This window comes from Streptomyces sp. NPDC046977 (assembly GCF_040644455.1).
GTDB lineage: Bacteria > Actinomycetota > Actinomycetes > Streptomycetales > Streptomycetaceae > Actinacidiphila.
Map to the genome: position 1 here is coordinate 231,096 of NZ_JBEYWO010000010.1, position 18,708 is coordinate 249,803.

Consider the following 18,708-nt stretch of genomic DNA (forward strand, 5'->3'; position numbering starts at 1 on the left):
CGCCGCGCCCTGATCCGGTCCACGGCGACCCGCGTCTTCGCGGTGCCGCCGCCCGGGGGCGCGGGCGCCACACGGGAGCTGTCGTATCGCTCGTCGGCACCGCCCTGACGGGCCGACGAAAGTCTCGTCTGATGCGTACTGCCGGTTCCGGGTCACCCCGAACGCCTCGGCGGCACAACGACGGCAGTCCTACGCTGAGCCTTCCGGTACCGTCGCGGCATCGCGGTCAGGCGCGAGCGGATCGGTCACCGTGCCGGTCTCCTCGTCGAGCGGCCCCTGCGCCAGCCTGGTCACCGCAGCGGGGACCGGCGGCGCGAGGTCGGCCACCGCACGGAGGCCGGACAGGACGTCGTCGGGTCGCACGGCAGGTGTCAAATGCCGAACAACCAGCCGCAGTATCGCACAAGGTGCTGGCCCAGGCCTATCGGCACCCTGTTCGAAGTCGCCGCCATGGCCCGCGGCGACCTGCGGGTCCACCACTTCGAGCCGGGTCACGGCGCCGCGCGCGTCGAAACTGCGCACACCGTTCTTCGTCATCCGCTGGACCTCGACGGCCCCGGCGGCCAGGAACGCGGCCACCGCCCGTTCGGCGTCGGCCCGCTCCACACCGTCCAGCCGCAGCTGCCACACCGACGCCTCCAGGCGCTCGGCGAGACCCGAGGTGCGGGCCTCCACGGCGTCGACGACGTCGAGACCGCCGGGCAGCGACTCGTCCAGCAGCAGGCGCAGCTTCTCCGGCTCACGGGCCTCGGCGAGCGCGATCTCCAGGTACTCGGCCTCGCTGCCGACGCCGGTGGGTGCGGCGTTCGCGTACGACACCTTGGGATGCGGGGTGAAACCGGCCGAGTACGCCATGGGCACCTCGGCGCGCCGCAGCGCCCGCTCGAATGCGCGCTGGAAGTCGCGGTGGCTGGTGAACCGGAGGCGGCCGCGCTTGGTGTAGCGCAGTCGGATGCGCTGCACCGCGGGTGCGGGCGGCGGGCCTTCGGGCTGTCGCTTGCCCAGTGTCGTTCAGTCCCTCGTACGTCTGGTCGCCCCGAGTGGGGCTGCTTGTCACCTTCCAGGTTACTGGGGGTTCCGGGCTTACGAATCCGCACCGTGCACCACGGGCCCCGCGACCGTCCCCGCGCCCCGGGCACCGCGGGCCCCGTGCCCGCACCGGCCGGCTGCCCCGTCACACCCGGAAGCGCAGCTTCCCCCCGCCGGCACCGTCGAGGATCCCGCCGTTGGCCTCGATGACCTTCCGCGAGGCCACGTTGCCTGCGTCGCACGTGACCAGGGCGGGATCGAGGCCGAGTTGACGGGCCAGCGGCAGGGCGGCACGGAGCATCGCGGTCGCGTGCCCCCTGCGCCGTGCGGACGGCCGGACGTCGTAGCCGACGTGGCCCAGCAGTTCGCCCCAGGGCGGGGTCAGTTGCGGGCGGACGGAGAGCCGGCCGAGGAAGGCGTCGCCGTCCACGTACCAGTACGTCACGCACAGGTCGACCGGGTCGCGGGTAGGGCCCCGGACCTTCGTCACGTGCTCGGCAAAGACCGCCGGGTCCCGCCAGCGGTCGCCGTACTCGCGCAGCGCGTTCCCGATCGCCGAGAGCTCGCCCCGGGCGCCGCGCCCCTCGGCCCGGAACTCCTCCATCGCGGCGACGTAGGACGCGTGGACGGCGGTGGTGGGACGCACGAGGGAGGGCGGCACGGCCCCAGTCTGCGTCACCGCCGGGCGGACGGCGCGGCCGGGCAGGTCCGTTCGCCGCGCGCGGCACTCCCCCGGCGCCGGGGGAACTGCGCTCCGGCGGGGAGAAGTTCGCCGGCCCCGCGCCGCGGGGTACCGGGGGCCTTCCCCGCGCCCCGCTCCCGGTTTGCGGGCCGCTGGGAGGGAGCCGATTCTGAGGGGGAGGCATGCCATCGGATCGGGTAGACCGAGCGCAGCGGTTGCGGAGCCTGCGGCGCGGAGCGCCGGCGCACCGGGGGGCCGTGGCCTGACCAGGGAGCGGATTCCAGATGAGGCTTGTCGTCGATCTCAACCGGTGCCAGGGATTCGCGCAGTGCGTCTTCCTCGCCCCGGACGTCTTCTCCCTCCACGGGAACGAAGCGCTGCTGTTCACCCCTCGCTTCGACGAGGCGCAACGCGAGCGGGTGGAGCAGGCCGCCGCCGCCTGCCCGGTCCAGGCGATCCTCGTCGACTGGTCGGACGAGCCGACGAAGGGGGTGGAGGCCCATGTCGGCTGACACGGACGTCGAGGTCCTGCGGCGCCGGGGACGCATCGTCGTCGTCGGTGCCTCGCTGGCCGGGCTGCGGGCCGCGGAGACCCTGCGCGACCGGGGTTTCACCGGATCGCTGACCATGGTCGGCGACGAGCCGTACGAGCCCTACGACCGGCCGCCGCTGTCCAAGCAGGCGCTGCTCGGGCGGGCCCGGCCCGAGGACACCGCGCTGCCGCGGCGGCGCGACATCGACGCCACGTGGCGGCTGGGCACCGCCGCCGAGGGCCTGGACCGGGACGCCAAGGTGGTGCGCCTGGCGGGCGGGGACACCGTCCCCTACGACCGCCTGCTGATCACCACCGGGACCCGGGCGCGACCCTGGATCCATCCGGAAGAGGCCGCGCTGGACGGCGTGTTCGTGGTGCGGACCCGTGACGACTCCGTACGCCTGCACCGCAGACTGACCGGGGGCGTCTCCCGCGTGCTGGTGATCGGCGCCGGATTCACGGGCTCCGAGGTCGCCTCCGCCTGCCGGGAGCTCGGCATCGAGGTCACGGTCGCCGAACGCGGCCCGGCACCGCTGGTGGGCGCCCTCGGCGGGGTCATCGGCGCGGTCGCGGACCGCATGCAGCGCAGGAAGGGGGTCGATCTGCGCTGCGGGATCAGCGTCACCGCACTGGAGGGTGACTACGTCGGGCGGCTCAGGCGCGCCCACCTGTCGGACGGCTCGGTGATCGACGTGGAGGTGGCGGTCGTCTCGCTCGGCGCCCTCCGCAACACCGAATGGCTCGCCGGCTCGGGGCTGGCCGCCGGTCCCCGGGGGATCGCCTGCGACGCCGGATGCCGGGTGTTCGACGTCAACGGCATCGTCACCGACGACATCTACGCCGCCGGTGACGTCGCCCGCAGCCCCCACCCGCTGTTCGACTACCAGTTCCTGTCGCTGGAGCACTGGGGCAACGCGGTCGAGCAGGCGGAGATCGCCGCCCACAACATGGTCTGCGCGAGCCCCGACCGCCGCCCCCACCTGTGGCTGCCGATGTTCTGGTCCTCCCAGTTCGGCGTCAACATCAAGTCCGTGGGCGTGCCCCCACTGGGAGACCAGCTGGTCGTGGCCCAAGGGGCCCTCGCCGAGGACCGGTTCGTCGCCGTGTACGGCTACCGCGGCCGCGTCATCGCCGCGGTGTCCTTCGACGGGGCCAAGTGGCTGGGCTTCTACGAGCAGCAGATCGCGGCCGGCGCGCCCTTCCCGCCGGACTACCGCACGGTCGACTGCCGCTCCGAGACCGCGCAGCCGGTCGACCCGGCCTTCCCGGATCCCCATCTGCCCACCCACGGGGCCACGGTCACGCTGACGGGCCACTCACCGAGTGAACGGCGCGTCGCCTTCACTCCGTCGCACGCCTGATCGCCGGCCCCGTGCCGCCCGGAGCCCCCAGGAGACGCCATGACGTCCGGCAGCATCATCGAGCAGATCACCGACTACGCCCATCGGGCCGATCCGTACCCGCTCTACGAGGAGCTGCGCAAGGTCCCGGTGAGGCTGCTGGACGACGGCACCTACGTGGTCAGCACCTACTACGAGGTGCGGAGCCTGGCCAACGACCCGCGGCTGAGCAACGACACGCGCAACCGGCCCGCGGGCTTCGCGCGCACCGGGCACGCGGACGACACCAACCTGCCGCCGAGCTTCATCTTCACCGACCCGCCGGTGCACGACCGGCTGCGCGACACCATCAACCGGCCCTTCGGCCCTCCGCACAGCCCCAGGTTCATCGAGGACCTGCGCGGGGACCTCACCAGGGTCGTCACCGAACTGCTCGACGCCTTCGAGGGCAAGGACCAGGCCGACATCGTCGACGACTTCGCCTATCCCCTCCCCGTCACCGCCATCTGCAAGGTGCTGGGCGTACCGCGCGAGGACGAATCGCGCTTCCATGTCTGGGCCGACGCCCTGGCGTCGTCCCTGGACCCCCGGGCCGGCGAGGCGGGCCGGACGAAGGGGCAGCAGGCACGGGAGGAACTGGGCGGCTACCTGGCCGACCTGATCGAGGCCAAACGCCGCCACCCCGGCTCCGGCATGCTCAGCGCGCTCGCGCCCGACATGACACCGGCCGACCTGGAGGCCACCGCGGTGCTGCTCCTGGTCGCGGGCCACGAGACCACGGTCAACGCGATCACCAACACGACGCTGACCCTGCTGCGCCACCCCGACGTGCTGGAGCGCTTCCTGAAGGAGCCGGACCTGGCCGTCCCGATCGTCGAGGAAGTGCTGCGGTACGAGCCGCCCGTGCAGTTCGTGCCGTGGACCACCGCGATCGCCGACATCGACATCGCCGGCACCACGATCCCCAAGGGCTCCCCGGTGTGGCTCATGCTGGCCGCGGCCAACCGCGATCCCAAGCGCTTCGAGGACCCCGACCGGTTCGACCCCGACCGCAAGGACAACGAGCACCTGGGCTTCTACACCGGCATCCACTACTGCTTCGGCGCCCCGCTCGCCCGGATGGAACTCCATCTGGCCGTGCCCGAACTGTTCCGCCGGGTCAAGTTCTCCCGGCTGCTGGAGGACCCGCCGCCGTACCGCGCCAACGCGGTGCTGCGCGGCCCCCGCCACCTCCCCGTCGCGATCGAGGGCCTCACGGCCTGAGCTCCTCGGCCCGTGAACCGGGCACGTAGTGGGCGAGGTAGGCGAGGAGCTCGGGATCGAGCTCGCCGGCCCGCTGTTTCCCGCCGATCGCGGACAGGAGTCTCGCCTCGGTCAGGAACCGGTACGCGAAGACCTCGACGCTCGGGGCGGTCCAGAAGATCTCGGGGCGGCGCGGCAGGACGATCTCGCCGTCGGGTCCGTACCTGAGCCCCGGCTCCTCGGTGAGATCCCGGTCGGAGCAGACGACGGCGGACTGCCCGCCGTGGTGCAGGTAGAGGTACCACATGATGCAGCTCTGCTGATCGCGGAAGAACAGCACCATGCGATCGTCGGGGGCGACGGGGCTGGGCAGCGGGCCGCTCACATCGGTCCAGGCGCCGCCGCCCTCGCGGTCGAGGCACCGGTGCAGGTGGGCCCGGGTGATCAGGGCCAAGAAGTCCGCCGGGAGCGAGAGGCCGTCCCTCGCCAGATCGGCCGTGATCCCATCCGTCACGGCGGTGCGGTGGTCGAGCGGATCGCCGGGTTCGCCGAACCAGGCGAAGTCGCCGACGAAGGAGTCCTCGTCCAGCGGCGGAATCGTCTCGAGCGGGTACGCCTGGAACCACGCGAAAGTGCGCCCTTGGCTGTCGTACGGCCGGTAGGGCCCGATCCCGTGCCCGGCCCAGAACGCCGGAAGGCGCAGCGCCTCAGGACCCTCGCCGATCCGGCGGAACGCTTCCCCGGGGTGCGCGTGCGCGGCGGGACGAGCCGTGAGAACGCGTGTCCCGCGGCCCGCCGGTGCAGGCGGCAGCCGGATGTCGGGACGGCCGAGTTCGTCCGGCGGCCGGACGTAGCCGGGGGCGTCCTCGGGACGGGGCCGGGGTGCGGCCGGGACGTCCACCCGGAAGCCGTCACGCCGCCGTTCCTCCGGCCACCGCGCGTCGATGGCCAGGGCCGCGGCAGTGCAGTCGGGGCACTCGTCCTCGAACCTGCCGCCCCACATGCCGAACTGGGAGCCGGTCATGTCCGGCCTCTCGATTCCGCAGAGCGTCCTGTCGAAGTAGCCGTACGCGTGCCGGCCGGCATCCGGCAGCATGTCCGTCCACGCCGCTTCCCACCGGAGGTCCCAACGGCAGTACCCGGGGCGGCTGATCTCGTGGTCCGGGGTCCCGAGCTGGGTCACCGCACAGCACCACGTGCAGACCCAGATCTCACGGCGCCACGGCGACGGCGGAAGATCCCACTTCGCCATCTCGTGATCGCAGACGTCACAGCGCATGGCGCAATGCTGTCACGCACGCCTGCGGTGAGCTGCGGCGCGGCATCACCAGGACGCCGGCCGGAGCGGGGCAGGCGACACCTGCCCCGCCCGCCTCAGTGCGTGTGACCGCCGGCAGCGGCCGCCGGGGCGGCGTTCTTGACCGTCAGCGGGAGCAGCTTCTTGCCGGTCGGGCCGATCTGGATGTGGGTGTCGAGCTGGGGGCACACCCCGCAGTCGAAGCACGGGGTCCAGCGGCAGTCGTCGACCTCGGTCTCGTCGAGGGCGTCCTGCCAGTCCTCCCAGAGCCAGTCCTTGTCCAGGCCGGAGTCCAGGTGGTCCCAGGGCAGGACCTCCTCGTAGGTGCGCTCGCGGGTGGTGTACCAGTCGAGGTCGACGCCCTGCTCGGGGAGCGCCTTCTCGCACATGCGGGCCCAGCGGTCGTAGGAGAAGTGCTCGCGCCAGCCGTCGAAGCGGCCGCCGTCCTCGTAGACGGCACGGATGACCGCGCCGACGCGGCGGTCGCCGCGGGAGAGCAGGCCCTCGATGATGCCGGGCTTGCCGTCGTGGTAGCGGAAGCCGATGTTGCGGCCGTACTTCTTGTCGCCGCGGATGGCGTCGCGGAGCTTCTCCAGGCGGGCGTCGGTCTCCTCGACGCCGAGCTGCGGGGCCCACTGGAACGGGGTGTGCGGCTTGGGCACGAAGCCGCCGATGGAGACCGTGGCGCGGATGTCGTTCTGGCCGGTGACCTCGCGGCCCTTCTGGATGACGTTCTTGGCCATGTCCGCGATCTGCAGGACGTCCTCGTCGGTCTCGGTGGGCAGACCGCACATGAAGTAGAGCTTCACCTGGCGCCAGCCGTTGCCGTAGGCGGTGGCGACGGTGCGGATCAGGTCCTCCTCCGAGACCATCTTGTTGATGACCTTGCGGATGCGCTCGGAGCCGCCCTCGGGGGCGAAGGTGAGGCCCGAGCGGCGCCCGTTGCGGGTGAGTTCGTTGGCCAGGTCGATGTTGAAGGCGTCGACGCGGGTGGACGGGAGGGACAGGCCGATCTTGTCCTCCTCGTACCGGTCGGCGAGGCCCTTGGCGACGTCGGCGATCTCGGTGTGGTCGGCGGAGGACAGCGACAGCAGGCCGACCTCCTCGAAGCCGGTCGCCTTCAGGCCCTTGTCGACCATCTCGCCGATGCCGGTGATGCTGCGCTCGCGCACCGGGCGGGTGATCATGCCGGCCTGGCAGAAGCGGCAGCCGCGCGTGCAGCCGCGGAAGATCTCCACGGACATCCGCTCGTGGACGGTCTCGGCGAGCGGGACGAGGGGCTGCTTGGGGTACGGCCACTCGTCGAGGTCCATGACGGTGTGCTTGGACACCCGCCACGGCACGCCGGAGCGGTTCGGCACCATGCGGGCGATCCGGCCGTCGGCCAGGTACTCCACGTCGTAGAACTTCGGCACGTACACCCCGCCGGTGCGGGCCAGCCGGAAGAGCAGTTCGTCGCGGCCGCCGGGGCGACCCTCGGCCTTCCAGGCGCGGATGACGTCGGTGATCTCCAGGACGGCCTGCTCGCCGTCACCGATCACCGCCGCGTCCAGGAAGTCGGCGATGGGCTCGGGGTTGAACGCCGCGTGCCCGCCGGCGAGGACGATCGGGTCGTCCTCGGTGCGGTCCTTGGCCTCCAGCGGGATGCCCGCGAGGTCCAGGGCGGTCAGCATGTTCGTGTAGCCGAGCTCCGTGGAGAAGCTGAGGCCGAGCACGTCGAAGGCCTTCACCGGGCGGTGGGCGTCCACGGTGAACTGCGGGACGCCGTGCTCCCGCATCAGCGCCTCCAGGTCCGGCCAGACGCTGTAGGTGCGCTCGGCGAGCACGCCCTCGCGCTCGTTGAGCACCTCGTAGAGGATCATGACGCCCTGGTTGGGGAGCCCCACCTCGTAGGCGTCCGGGTACATCAGCGACCAGCGGACGTCACAGGAGTCCCAGTCCTTCACGGTGGAGTTCAGCTCTCCGCCGACGTACTGGATGGGCTTCTGAACGTGGGGGAGAAGCGCTTCCAGGCGAGGGAAGACCGACTCGACAGGCATGAGAGGTGTCTTTCGTGAGCTGGCAGGGTGGTGACCATTCAGCGTAACGCGTCACGGTGGCCTCCCCGGCCGCCCACGGCTCCCCGGCGGCGGCCCCGCGCGGGCGCCGAAGGGGACCCGGTCACCCCGCCAGGCTGCCGCGGTCGGCCTTGTCCCAGGCCTTGGGCAGGGCGTCCTCCGCCGCGTCGGCGAGATCGCGTTCGACCTGGAACATCACGCCGTAGGGAAAGGTGTCCTCGCCGGCGGTGCGGGCGTCGCCGGCGAGCCGGGCGACGGCGTCGCGGCAGATGACGCTGTCCTGGTGCTCGCCGAGGACCTGCTGGACGGACTTCATGCGCTTGGTGTGCTTCCTGGCGGGCTTGCGCAGGCCGGCCACGGCCCGGGCCGCCTCGCTGCTGTAGCGGGCGCGCTTGGCGGCCTTGCGGGCCTCGTGGAGGGCAAGGTCGCGTTCATGGCCGCGTTCCATGGCGAGCGCGGGCTCGACGCGCTCGCGCAGGCGCCGGTGGTCGCGGCTGACGGCCTTGGCACCGGCGGAGGCGGCCGGCGCCTTGGCGCCGTCGCGGTACGGGGGGTCAGCGAGGAGGGCTTCCAGGGTGTCGAGGAGGCGGAAGTAGCGGGCGCCGCCGAGTTCCCGCAGGAGCTCGGCGCGGGCGCCCTCGTGGACGGGCGCGTCGCCGCCGACGCGCTCGGTCAGGTCGCCGGTGACGAGGTCGACGGGGAGGTCGTCGAGGCGGTCCCGGAGCCGCTCGGCGAGCACCTCGCGGTCGCGTTCCAGGCCGAGGACGCCGGCCAGCCACTTCAGTTCGTCGCCGATCGGGTCGGTGGCCCCGCGGTCGAGTTCGCGGCGGAAGCTCTTCAGGGCGCTGCGCAGCCGCCGGGTGGAGACCCGCATCTGGTGGACGGCGTCCGCCTCGTCGCGGCGGACGGCCGGGTCCCAGGCGGCGATGGCGTCGACCTGCTGGTGGACGTAGGTCATCGCCACGTCGCCCGCGGTGTCGACCGAAGAGGGCGGCGCGCTCGGCCGGGGAGCGGCCGTCAGGCGCTCGCCGAGGGCGCGGGCGAGTTTGGAGGGGCTGTCGGAGCGTCGCAGGCCGGCCTTGACGAGCCGCTTCTCCAGGGCGTCGAGCAGGCCCGTGCCGCCGTCGGCGAGTTCGGCCTCGACTTCGTCCCAGGAGGTCTCCGAGGTGGGGTGGCCGCCGTTGTCGAGGACGGAGGCGGTGACGTGGTCGCGGGCGATCTCCAGCAGCGTCCGGCCCTTGACGTCCAGCAGCCGGACCCGCTTGCGGGCGGTGCGCAGCCGTACGACGGGGACGAGTTCACGGCCGCGGACGACGGCGGCGATCTCGTCGGCGAGGGCCGCGGGGACGCGGGGGCCGCCCTTGCGTCCCTGCTTGCCCAGGGGGGCGTGCACCTCGGTACGCGTGTCGGCGAGGGTCGTGGGCAGCTTCAGGTGCCAGCCCGCGTCGTCGCCCCCGGTGCGCCGCCGCAGGGTGACGCGGCGGGTCGCCAGGCGAAGGTCGGTGGTGTCGTAGTACACCGCGTCGAGCTCGGCCGGTTCCATGACCCGGACGGACGCCACGCCCGGCAGTCCGTCCAGGTCCGGCTCCCGGCTCCGTCCGGCGGCCTCGTACTTGCGCTCGGTCTCCGCGACACGCTTTCCCATGACTGGACCGTAATCGCGGGTTGGGGCCACCGCAATGGTGCGTTCACCCAGTGGACTCGTTCAGGCGGACATGGGGCGCTGCATCTTCACTGCCTGGAGCAGTCCGACCGCGACCCAGACCGCGAACATCGAGGATCCGCCGTACGAGACGAAGGGCAGCGGCAGACCCGCGACCGGCATGATGCCCAGCGTCATGCCGATGTTCTCGAAGGCCTGGAACGCGAACCAGGCCACAACACCGGCGGCGATGATCGTGCCGTAGAGGTCGGTCGCGTTGCGCGCGATCTTGCAGGCGCGCCACAGGACGACGCCGAGCAGGACGATGATCAGCATGGCGCCGACGAAGCCGAGCTCCTCCCCCGCCACGGTGAAGACGAAGTCGGTCTGCTGCTCCGGCACGAACTGGCCGGTGGTCTGGCTGCCGTGGAACAGGCCCTTGCCGAGCAGCCCGCCCGAGCCGATGGCGATGCGCGCCTGGTTGGTGTTGTAGCCGACGCCCGCCGGGTCGAGCGCGGGGTTGGCGAAGGCGGCGAAGCGGTCGATCTGGTACTGGTCCAGGACGCCGAGCTGCCACACCGCGACGGCACCGCCGGCGCCCGCCGCGATGAGGCCGAGCACCCAGCGGTTGGAGGCCCCGGAGGCGAGGAGCACACCGAGCACGATGACCGCCATGACCATGACCGAACCCAGGTCGGGCATCAGCATGACGATGGCCATCGGCAGTATGGCGAAGCCCAGGGCCTGGGCAACGGTGCGGTGGTCCGGGTGGATCCGGTCGCCGGCGTCCACCCGGGCGGAGAGCATCATCGCCATGCTCAGGATGATGGTGAGCTTGGTGAACTCGGACGGCTGGAGGGAGAAGCCGCCGCCGAGCACGATCCAGGCGTGCGCGCCGTTGACCGTCGACCCGACCGGGGTGAGGACGGCCAGGACCAGCAGGACCGAGATCGCGTAGAGCACCGGGACCGCGCCGCGCAGCCGGCGGTGGCCGAGCGCCACGGTGCCGGCCGCCAGACCGAAGCCGATCGCGGTGTTGAGCAGGTGCCGCAGCAGGAAGTAGAGCGGGTCGCCGTGGGTGAGCTCGGTGCGGTTGCGGGTCGCCGAGTACACCAGGGCGGCGCCGATCATCGACAGCGCGAGCGCCGAGCCGAGCAGCACCCAGTCCATCCGGCGCACTGTCGAGTCGCGCGCCATGAGCTTGCCGAGGGCGCCCTTCTCCGGGGTGAAGCGCCGCATGGCGTAGCCGCCGGTGCTCATGCCCCGTACCTCCTGCCCAGCAGGAACCTCTCGGAGCGGTCCGGGGGCAGCGCGGCGGCCGTGTACACACCGTCGCCCGGGGCGGACGGGACGGCGGGCACGTCCCAGGCGGCCTTGCGGGCCTGGATCGTGCCGTCCGCGGTGATCTTGGGCAGCGCGGTCTCGGGGTGCGGGAGCAGCGCCTTCTTGTTGTTGATCGACCCGTCCTTCTGGACGCCGTACATCGCCTCGTAGATGGCGCGGACGGCCGGGCCGGAACCGCCGGAGCCCGTACCACCCTGGGAGATCGTCATGATGACCGCGTAGTCCTTGGTGTACGTCGTGAACCACGAGGTGGTCTGCTTGCCGGCGACTTCCGCGGTACCGGTCTTGGCGTGCAGGGTGATCTTGTCCTGCGGCCAGCCGTTGAAGCGCCAGGCCGCGGTACCGCTGGTGACCACGCCCTTCAGGGCCTCGTTGATGTACTTCAGGGTGTTCGCGCTCGCCGGGGCCTTCGCGGTGACCTTCGGCTTGATCCTGGTGACCGTCTTGCCGTCGGCGCTGATGATCGCCTTGCCGATGGTCGGCTGGTACAGCTTGCCGCCGTTGGCGATGGCCGAGTAGATGCGGGCCATCTGGATCGGGGTGACGAGCGTGTCGCCCTGGCCGATCGCGTAGTTGACCGAGTCACCGGCGCGCATCACATAGCCGTCGACGCAGTTCTCGCGCGCGATCTGGCTGGCGTAGTCCTGCTTGTCGCTCTTGGCGACCTTGCACCAGTAGGTCTTGTTGGCCTCGAAGTAGTCGCGCTTCCACTGCCGGTCGGGGATCCGGCCGGTGACCTCGGAGGGCAGGTCGATGCCGGTCAGCGAACCCAGGCCGTAGGCCTTGGCGGTCTTGTAGAACCAGTCCGCGGGGTGCTTCTTGGGCTTGGTGCCGCCGTCCTTGAGCCACTGGTCGTAGGACAGGTGGTAGAAGACGGTGTCGCAGGAGATCTCCAGCGCGTGCGCCAGAGTGATCTCGCCCGCGCTCTCGCCCTCGAAGTTGTTGAAGACCCGGCCGCCGATGGTCATCGACGACGGGCAGGGGTAGTGCCCGTTGATGGAGTAGCCGGCCTTCACCGCGGCCGAGGTGGAGATCGCCTTGAACGTCGAACCGGGGGCGGACTGACCCTGTATGGCCCTGTTCAGCAGCGGGAAGTTGGACTTCTTGCCGGTGAGCTTGGCGTAGTCCTTGGCCGAGATGCCGCCGACCCAGACGTTGGGGTCGTAGCTCGGGGCGCTGGCCATCGCGATGACCTGGCCGGTGTGCACGTCCATGACGACGACCGCGCCGGAGTCCGCCTTGTAGTAGCTGCCGGTGACGGAGTCGAAGGTCTTGCGGGCGACCTTCATCGCCTGGAGCAGTTCCTTCTCGGCGACCGACTGGACGCGGGCGTCGATGCTGGTGACCAGGTTGCTGCCGGGCACGGCGGCGGTCTCGCCGGCCTTGCCGATGACCCGGCCGAGATTGTCCACCTCGTAGCGGGTGACACCGGCCGTGCCGCGCAGCTGGGTGTCGTACGTGCGCTCCAGGCCGGAGCGGCCGATCTGGTCCGAGCGCAGCAGCGACCGGCCCTGCTTCTCCGCGTCGGTGATCTCGTCGTCGGTGACGGGCGAGAGGTAGCCGAGCACCTGGGAGGCGTTGGCCCCGAACGGCGAGGTGTAGCGGCGCACGGCGGTGGGCTCCGCGGTGACGCCGGGGAAGTCCTCGCGGCGCTCCATGATCTGCAGCGCCTGCTGGGTGGTGGCCTCGTCGGTGATGGGGATCGGCTGGTACGGGGAACCGTTCCAGCACGGCTTGGGGGTCTGCGAGTCGCAGAGGCGCACCTTCCCCATGACCTCGTCCGGCTGCATGTGCAGCACGGACGCCAGCCGGGTGAGCACCGCGCGGCCGTCGTCCTTCTGCTTGAGCAGGTCGGTACGGCTGGCGGAGACCACCAGGCGCGTCTCGTTGTCGGCCAGCGGAACGCCCTTGGCGTCCAGTATCGCCCCGCGCACGGCGGGGGTGACGACTTCCTGGACGTTGTTGCTGTTGGCCTGCGCGGTGTAGTCGTCGCCGTCGCGGATCTGAAGGAACCACAGGCGGCCGCCGAGGGTGAACAGCAGCGACAGCACGAGGATCTGCAGGACCACCAGGCGGATGGTGACGCGCGGCGTGCGCCCGGTCTCGGGGATGTTGCTCACAGCCGCCGCCCTCCCTTGGCGACGCTCCCCACCTTGCCCAGCAGGCTCGGGCGCTGGCCGCCGATGCGGGCACCGAAACCGCTCGCCGAGGTGTCGTCGGCGAGCGGGTCGTTGTCCAGCCGGCGGGCCAGGCCCATGATCCAGGGCACGGTGAAGGGCGCGAGCAGCAGGTCGTACAGGGCGGCCGTGAACAGCAGCTTGCCCAGGCCCACATGCTGCGCCGCGGTGTCGCCGACGAGGGCGCCGACGAGGGCGTACAGCACGGTGGACCCGATGGCCGCGGCGACGACGACGAGCATCGGCCGGGTGGCCGAGCGCAGTTGGCCGGTGTCGGGCTTGGCCAGGCCCGCGGCGTAGCCGATGACGCACAGCACGAGCGCGTAGCGCCCGGCGGCGTGGTCGGCGGGCGGGGCGAGGTCGGCGAGCAGGCCGGCGCCGAACCCGATGAGGGCACCGGCGACATGGCCGTACGTCAGTGCGAGGCCGAGCACGACCAGCAGCAGCAGGTCGGGCACCGCTCCGGGCAGGTGCAGCCGGGCCAGCACGCACACCTGGATCACCATGGCGGCGACCACCAGGCCGGTGGAGAGCAGCACGCGCTTCATCGGACCTCCTCCTGCCCGTCGGGCGTGAACCCCGGGGACCGGGAGGGGTCGACGCTCGGCGTCACCGTGACGGTGACCGTCGGGACCGGCTTCGGGCCGGCGGGCAGCACCGAGTCGCGGGGGTCCTTGCGCGGGCCCTGGACGACGACGCCGACGATGTCGAGCTTGGTGAAGCCCACGAACGGGGTGACCTCGAGGGTGCGGGTGAGACCGCCGCCCGCGCGGTCGACCTTGGAGACGGTGCCGACCGGGACGCCCGGCACGAACGGCTTGTCGGCCTGCGAGCCGAAGGTCACCAGCCGGTAGCCGTTGCGCACGTGCGCCTTGCCGTTGAGCAGCTGCACCTGCATGGGGCGGTTGCCCTGGCCCGAGGCGAAGCCGAGTTCGGAGGACTTCTCCAGCCGGGTGCCGACGGTGAAGTCCGGGTCGCAGGCGAGCAGCACGGTGGAGGTGGACGGCCCGACGGTGGTGACCCGGCCGACCAGGCCGTCGCCGTTGATGACGGTCATGTCGCGTTCGATGCCGTCGCCCGCGCCGGCGTCGATGGTGACCGTCCACGAGAAGCCCTGCGCGGCTCCTATGGCGATGACCTGCGCGCCCTTGACGCGGTACTGGCCGGCCCCGGCGGTCTTGAGCAGCTTGTCGAGTTCGCGGGCGCGGGCGCGGGTGGCGTCCTTGCTGCCGAGCTGCTGCTTCAGCTCGGCGTTCTGCCGCTCCAGTTCGCTGATCCGGCTGCTGCGGTCGCCTGAGTCGCGTACCGCGTCCACCGCGTTGTCCACCGGATCGACGGCCGCCGCGACCCCGTTCTCCACGGGGCCGAAGACGGCGGCCGCGGCGGACCGGGCACCGTCCAGCGGTGAGTCCTCACCCCCGCGGATGTCGACGGTGATCAGCGCGAACGCGATCGCCACCAGCAGCACCAGCAGAAGCCGGCTCTCTCGTGTGTCCCTCACGGGGGCCAGTCCGTGCCTTCCTCGTCAGAGCGTGTGGGCCGTGGGCCCGGTGTGCCGTGCCGGAGAGGAGAACGATCCGGCGTACGGGCGGGAGTTCGCCCGTACGAAGGATCGTGCGAACTCACCTGCGCGGCTGCGCGTCCAGGACCTGCTGGAGTGCCTCGAACTCCTCGACGCACTTGCCGGCGCCCAGCGCCACGCAGTCGAGCGGGTTCTCGGCGATGTGGATGGGCATGCCCGTCTCGGAGCGCAGGCGCTCGTCGAGACCGCGCAGCAGCGCGCCGCCGCCGGCCAGGACGATGCCGCGGTCCATGATGTCGCCCGACAGCTCGGGCGGGCACTTGTCGAGGGTCGTCTTCACCGCGTCGACAATGGCGTTGACCGGCTCCTCGATGGCCTTGCGGACCTCGGCGGCGGAGATGACCACCGTCTTGGGCAGGCCGGAGACCAGGTCGCGACCGCGGATCTCGGTGTGCTCCTCGTCGTCGACCGAGAAGGCCGAGCCGATGGTGAGCTTGATCGATTCGGAGGTGCGCTCGCCCAGCAGAAGGCTGTACTCCTTCTTGATGTGCTGGATGATCGCGTTGTCCAGCTCGTCGCCGGCGACCCGGATGGACTGCGCGGTGACGATGCCGCCGAGCGAGATGACGGCGACCTCGGTGGTGCCGCCGCCGATGTCGACGACCATGTTGCCGGTCGCCTCGTGGACCGGGAGCCCGGCGCCGATCGCGGCCGCCATCGGCTCCTCGATGATGTGCACCTGGCGCGCGCCGGCCTGGGTGGCGGCCTCGATGACCGCGCGGCGCTCGACGCCGGTGATGCCGGAGGGAACGCAGACCACGACCCGCGGACGGGCCAGGTAGCGCCGCTTGTGGATTTTGAGGATGAAGTAGCGCAGCATGCGCTCGGTGATCTCGAAGTCGGCGATCACCCCGTCCTTGAGAGGACGGACCGCGACGATGTTGCCGGGGGTCCGGCCGATCATCTTCTTCGCCTCGGAGCCGACCGCGAGGATGCCGCCGGTATTCGTGTTGATGGCGACGACGGACGGCTCGTTGAGGACGATCCCGCGACCCCTGACGTACACCAGCGTGTTGGCGGTGCCGAGGTCGACAGCCATGTCACGACCGATGAACGACATGTTGTTCGCCATGAGGGTACGTCTGGCCTTCCCGAGCTGGAGCAGTGTGGGGGTGAGCACGGCGGGGCGCTGTGCGCGAAGCCTGAGGAGCGGAGATTCCATCCTAGTCGCGCCCGTCGGGGCGCGGGGTCAGGGATCCGCCGCCATTGTCGTCAGAACACACAGCGGCCCCCGGCAATGGTGACGCCGTGTCGGCGGAATTGGTTCCCCCGTACGACCGGCATATGCCGCCAGGTGGCCGGGAAAAATTCCGGCCACCCATTGCGCTGATCGGGCGTCAGCGGGGAATCCGGGGCGAATGGCGCCGGGGATCAGGCCAGGCCGGGAAAGAAGATCTTGATCTCCCGCTCGGCCGACTCCTCGGAGTCGGAGGCGTGGATCAGGTTCTCCCGGACGATGGTGCCGAAGTCGCCGCGGATCGAGCCGGGCGCGGCGGCGATCGGGTCGGTCGGGCCGGCCAGCGCGCGCACACCCTCGATGACACGCTCGCCCTCGACGACCAGGGCCACGGACGGGCCGCCGGCCATGAACTCCATCAGCGGCTCGTAGAAGGGGCGGCCCACGTGCTCGGCGTAGTGCTGCTCCAGGACCTGCCGCTCGAGCGTGCGCAGCTCCAGCGCGGTGATGCTCCAGCCGGCCTTGCGCTCGATGCGGCCGAGGATCTCGCCGACCAGGCCGCGACGAACGGCGTCCGGCTTGAGAAGGACGAGGGTGCGCTGCGACACGGTGTGACTCCTATGTGCGGGGTAGCGGGTACGACGACATTACCGGGCGCCGGTAGGCGCCTCGGCCCACCCCCTTGGCACCGGGTCAGGCCGTCCGCGCCGTCCCCGCCGCCCGTGCCGCCTTTGCCTGGTCGACCTTGCGGCCGTAGTGGACGGCCGCCCACCACAGCGCGGCGAAGACCAGGCCGAGGAAGAACATCACCGGCAGGACCAGGCCGCTCAGGACCAGCCCCGCCTGGAGCACCCAGCCGACCGCCAGACCGCCGCGGCGGCCCAGCATTCCGCAGAGCAGCACGCACAGTGCCATCGCCACGCCGCAGACCGCCCACACGGTGCCCGCCGACAGGTCCGGCTGTTTCATCGCGACCAGCCCCGCGAAGCCGATCACGAAGAATTCACCGATCAGAGTGCTCGCGCACAAGGTCCGCATCCGCTTGGTTCCGCTTCCCGCTCGTCACTTGCGGCCCAGCAGCAGCCGGGCCTCTCCCACGGTGACCACCGAACCGGTGATCAGCACCCCGGCGCCGGAGAACTCGCCCTGGTCCTCGGCCAGCGTGACCGCCGCCTCGATCGCGTCGTCCAGACGCGGCTCGACCTGCACCCGCTCGTCGCCGAAGACCTCGACCGCGAGCGCGGCCAGCTCGTCCACGTCCATCCCGCGCGGCGTGGAGTTGCGGGTCAGCACGACCTCCGCGAAGACCGGCTCGAAGGCCTCCAGCAGCCCGCGCACGTCCTTGTCGCCGCTCGGGCCGATGACACCCACCAGATGGCTGAAGCCGAACGCCTCCGCGAGCGAGGCGGCGGCCGCCCGCGCGCCCGCGGGGTTGTGCGCCGCGTCCAGCACCACGGTCGGGCTGCGGCGGACGACCTCCAACCGGCCCGGCGAGGTGACGGACGCGAAGGCCGCGCGGACGGTGTCGATGGCCAGCGTCCGGTCGTGCTCGCTGCCGATGCCGAAGAACGCCTCCACCGCCGCCAGGGCCACGGCCGCGTTGTGCGCCTGGTGCTCGCCGTGCAGCGGCAGGAACACTTGCTCGTACTCGCCGCCCAGGCCGCGCAGTGTCAGCAACTGCCCGCCGACCGCGACCTCCCGGTGCACGACGCCGAACTCCATGCCCTCCCGGGCGACCGTCGCTCCCACCTCCACCGCGCGCTGCAGCAGCACCTGCGCGGCCTCGACCGGCTGCTGCGCCAGCACGACGGTCGCGTCCTTCTTGATGATCCCGGCCTTCTCCACCGCGATCTCGCCCGTGGTGGAGCCCAGCCGGTCGGTGTGGTCCAGGGAGATCGGGGTGACGACCGCGACCGAGGCGTCGATGACGTTGGTGGCGTCCCAGCCGCCGCCCATGCCGACCTCGACGACGGCGATGTCGACCGGCGCGTCGGCGAAGGCCGCGTAGGCCATGCCCGTCATCACCTCGAAGAACGACATGCGGTGCGGCTGCGACCCGTCGACCATCGCCACGTAGGGCTGGAGGTCGCGGTAGCTCTCGATGAACCGCTCCGGCGCGATCGGCCGGCCGTCCAGGCTGATGCGCTCGGTCACCGACTGCACGTGCGGGCTGGTGTACCGGCCGGTGCGCAGGTCGAAGGCGAGCAGCAACCGCTCGATCATGCGCGCGGTGCTGGTCTTGCCGTTGGTGCCGGTGATGTGGATCGAGGGGTACGAGCGCTGCGGCTCGCCCAGGATGTCCATCAGGGCCGTCATGCGGTCCAGCGACGGCTCCAGCTTGGTCTCCGGCCAGCGGCCCGCCAGCTCCGTCTCGACCTCGCGCAGGGCCTTGTCCAGCTCCGGATCGGCCGGACGGCCGGGGATGTCGTCGTCCGGGGGCACCGGTCCCCCGGTCCGCAGCGTGCGGCTGCCCGCCTCGATGACCGCGAGATCCGCCTCGCGGACGGGCCCTGCCCCCTCGTCCTCGTCGTCACCGGCCTCGTCGGCGTCGGCGTTCAGGCCGAGCGCGGTCAGCGGGTCGGAGAGGGCGGCACCCTCGGGGTC

16 protein-coding genes are annotated in these 18,708 nt (G+C 71.6%); 3 read left to right on the plus strand and 13 right to left on the minus strand.

What is annotated here, in order from left to right:
- Positions 1 to 189: 189 nt before the first annotated feature.
- Both ABZ883_RS18025 and ABZ883_RS18030 read right to left on the minus strand, forming a co-directional pair.
- On the minus strand, positions 190 to 963 hold the full coding sequence (locus ABZ883_RS18025; protein ID WP_360906897.1) for a TIGR03936 family radical SAM-associated protein: 774 nt from the start codon (positions 961 to 963) through the stop codon (positions 190 to 192).
- A gap of 211 nt (positions 964 to 1,174) precedes the next feature.
- Complete coding sequence (locus ABZ883_RS18030; protein ID WP_360906899.1) at positions 1,175 to 1,690, minus strand: GNAT family N-acetyltransferase; 516 nt, start codon at positions 1,688 to 1,690, stop codon at positions 1,175 to 1,177.
- A 305-nt stretch (positions 1,691 to 1,995) separates the two neighbouring features.
- Between ABZ883_RS18030 and ABZ883_RS18035 the strand changes: the two genes are divergently transcribed.
- The 3 genes from ABZ883_RS18035 to ABZ883_RS18045 are packed head-to-tail and all read left to right on the plus strand — an operon-like array spanning position 1,996 to position 4,849.
- Positions 1,996 to 2,223 (plus strand): ferredoxin, encoded by a 228-nt coding sequence (locus ABZ883_RS18035; RefSeq protein ID WP_360906901.1) that lies wholly within the window; start codon positions 1,996 to 1,998, stop codon positions 2,221 to 2,223.
- Positions 2,213 to 3,607, plus strand: a complete 1,395-nt coding sequence (locus ABZ883_RS18040; protein WP_360906903.1) for an FAD-dependent oxidoreductase — start codon at positions 2,213 to 2,215, stop codon at positions 3,605 to 3,607. The genes ABZ883_RS18035 and ABZ883_RS18040 overlap by 11 nt, the downstream gene beginning before the upstream one ends.
- Positions 3,608 to 3,646: 39 nt before the next feature.
- A complete protein-coding gene (locus ABZ883_RS18045) occupies positions 3,647 to 4,849 on the plus strand; it encodes a cytochrome P450 (protein ID WP_360906905.1) in 1,203 nt (400 codons plus the stop codon).
- Here the strand turns inward: ABZ883_RS18045 and ABZ883_RS18050 are convergent.
- From ABZ883_RS18050 to ABZ883_RS18100, 11 genes are all read right to left on the minus strand, one after another.
- Positions 4,839 to 6,011, minus strand: a complete 1,173-nt coding sequence (locus ABZ883_RS18050) for a hypothetical protein (RefSeq protein WP_360906907.1) — start codon at positions 6,009 to 6,011, stop codon at positions 4,839 to 4,841. The genes ABZ883_RS18045 and ABZ883_RS18050 overlap by 11 nt on opposite strands.
- Positions 6,012 to 6,202: 191 nt before the next feature.
- On the minus strand, positions 6,203 to 8,164 hold the full coding sequence (locus tag ABZ883_RS18055; protein ID WP_360906909.1) for a TIGR03960 family B12-binding radical SAM protein: 1,962 nt from the start codon (positions 8,162 to 8,164) through the stop codon (positions 6,203 to 6,205).
- A gap of 121 nt (positions 8,165 to 8,285) precedes the next feature.
- The gene (locus ABZ883_RS18060) at positions 8,286 to 9,827 is read right to left on the minus strand and encodes a CYTH and CHAD domain-containing protein (protein ID WP_360906911.1); all 1,542 of its coding nucleotides are present in this window, start codon (positions 9,825 to 9,827) and stop codon (positions 8,286 to 8,288) included.
- 60 nt (positions 9,828 to 9,887) lie between these two features.
- Entirely contained in the window at positions 9,888 to 11,084 is a 1,197-nt protein-coding gene (gene rodA, locus ABZ883_RS18065) for a rod shape-determining protein RodA (protein ID WP_360906914.1), read from the minus strand.
- Entirely contained in the window at positions 11,081 to 13,288 is a 2,208-nt protein-coding gene (mrdA, locus tag ABZ883_RS18070; protein ID WP_360906916.1) for a penicillin-binding protein 2, read from the minus strand. The genes rodA and mrdA overlap by 4 nt, the downstream gene beginning before the upstream one ends.
- Positions 13,285 to 13,893, minus strand: a complete 609-nt coding sequence (gene mreD / locus ABZ883_RS18075; RefSeq protein WP_360906918.1) for a rod shape-determining protein MreD — start codon at positions 13,891 to 13,893, stop codon at positions 13,285 to 13,287. The genes mrdA and mreD overlap by 4 nt, the downstream gene beginning before the upstream one ends.
- On the minus strand, positions 13,890 to 14,846 hold the full coding sequence (gene mreC, locus ABZ883_RS18080) for a rod shape-determining protein MreC (protein WP_360906920.1): 957 nt from the start codon (positions 14,844 to 14,846) through the stop codon (positions 13,890 to 13,892). The genes mreD and mreC overlap by 4 nt, the downstream gene beginning before the upstream one ends.
- A 121-nt stretch (positions 14,847 to 14,967) precedes the next feature.
- The gene (locus ABZ883_RS18085; RefSeq protein ID WP_360907006.1) at positions 14,968 to 15,987 is read right to left on the minus strand and encodes a rod shape-determining protein; all 1,020 of its coding nucleotides are present in this window, start codon (positions 15,985 to 15,987) and stop codon (positions 14,968 to 14,970) included.
- 311 nt (positions 15,988 to 16,298) lie between these two features.
- On the minus strand, positions 16,299 to 16,712 hold the full coding sequence (gene ndk / locus ABZ883_RS18090) for a nucleoside-diphosphate kinase (protein WP_360906922.1): 414 nt from the start codon (positions 16,710 to 16,712) through the stop codon (positions 16,299 to 16,301).
- 85 nt (positions 16,713 to 16,797) lie between these two features.
- Positions 16,798 to 17,142 (minus strand): DUF4233 domain-containing protein, encoded by a 345-nt coding sequence (locus ABZ883_RS18095; RefSeq protein ID WP_360906924.1) that lies wholly within the window; start codon positions 17,140 to 17,142, stop codon positions 16,798 to 16,800.
- Between the two features lie 24 nt (positions 17,143 to 17,166).
- A complete protein-coding gene (locus ABZ883_RS18100; RefSeq protein ID WP_360907008.1) occupies positions 17,167 to 18,663 on the minus strand; it encodes a folylpolyglutamate synthase/dihydrofolate synthase family protein in 1,497 nt (498 codons plus the stop codon).
- Positions 18,664 to 18,708 lie beyond the last annotated feature (45 nt).

What these genes read in the sequence shown, in the direction of transcription:
- mreD (WP_360906918.1), bottom strand. Translation starts at nt 13,893, where the DNA reads ATGAAGCGCGTGCTGCTCTCCACCGGCCTGGTGGTCGCCGCCATGGTG.
- ABZ883_RS18055 (WP_360906909.1), bottom strand. Translation starts at nt 8,164, where the DNA reads ATGCCTGTCGAGTCGGTCTTCCCTCGCCTGGAAGCGCTTCTCCCCCAC.
- rodA (WP_360906914.1), bottom strand. Translation starts at nt 11,084, where the DNA reads ATGAGCACCGGCGGCTACGCCATGCGGCGCTTCACCCCGGAGAAGGGC.
- ABZ883_RS18040 (WP_360906903.1), top strand. Translation starts at nt 2,213, where the DNA reads ATGTCGGCTGACACGGACGTCGAGGTCCTGCGGCGCCGGGGACGCATC.
- ABZ883_RS18045 (WP_360906905.1), top strand. Translation starts at nt 3,647, where the DNA reads ATGACGTCCGGCAGCATCATCGAGCAGATCACCGACTACGCCCATCGG.
- ABZ883_RS18060 (WP_360906911.1), bottom strand. Translation starts at nt 9,827, where the DNA reads ATGGGAAAGCGTGTCGCGGAGACCGAGCGCAAGTACGAGGCCGCCGGA.
- ABZ883_RS18095 (WP_360906924.1), bottom strand. Translation starts at nt 17,142, where the DNA reads ATGCGGACCTTGTGCGCGAGCACTCTGATCGGTGAATTCTTCGTGATC.
- ABZ883_RS18085 (WP_360907006.1), bottom strand. Translation starts at nt 15,987, where the DNA reads ATGTCGTTCATCGGTCGTGACATGGCTGTCGACCTCGGCACCGCCAAC.
- ABZ883_RS18035 (WP_360906901.1), top strand. Translation starts at nt 1,996, where the DNA reads ATGAGGCTTGTCGTCGATCTCAACCGGTGCCAGGGATTCGCGCAGTGC.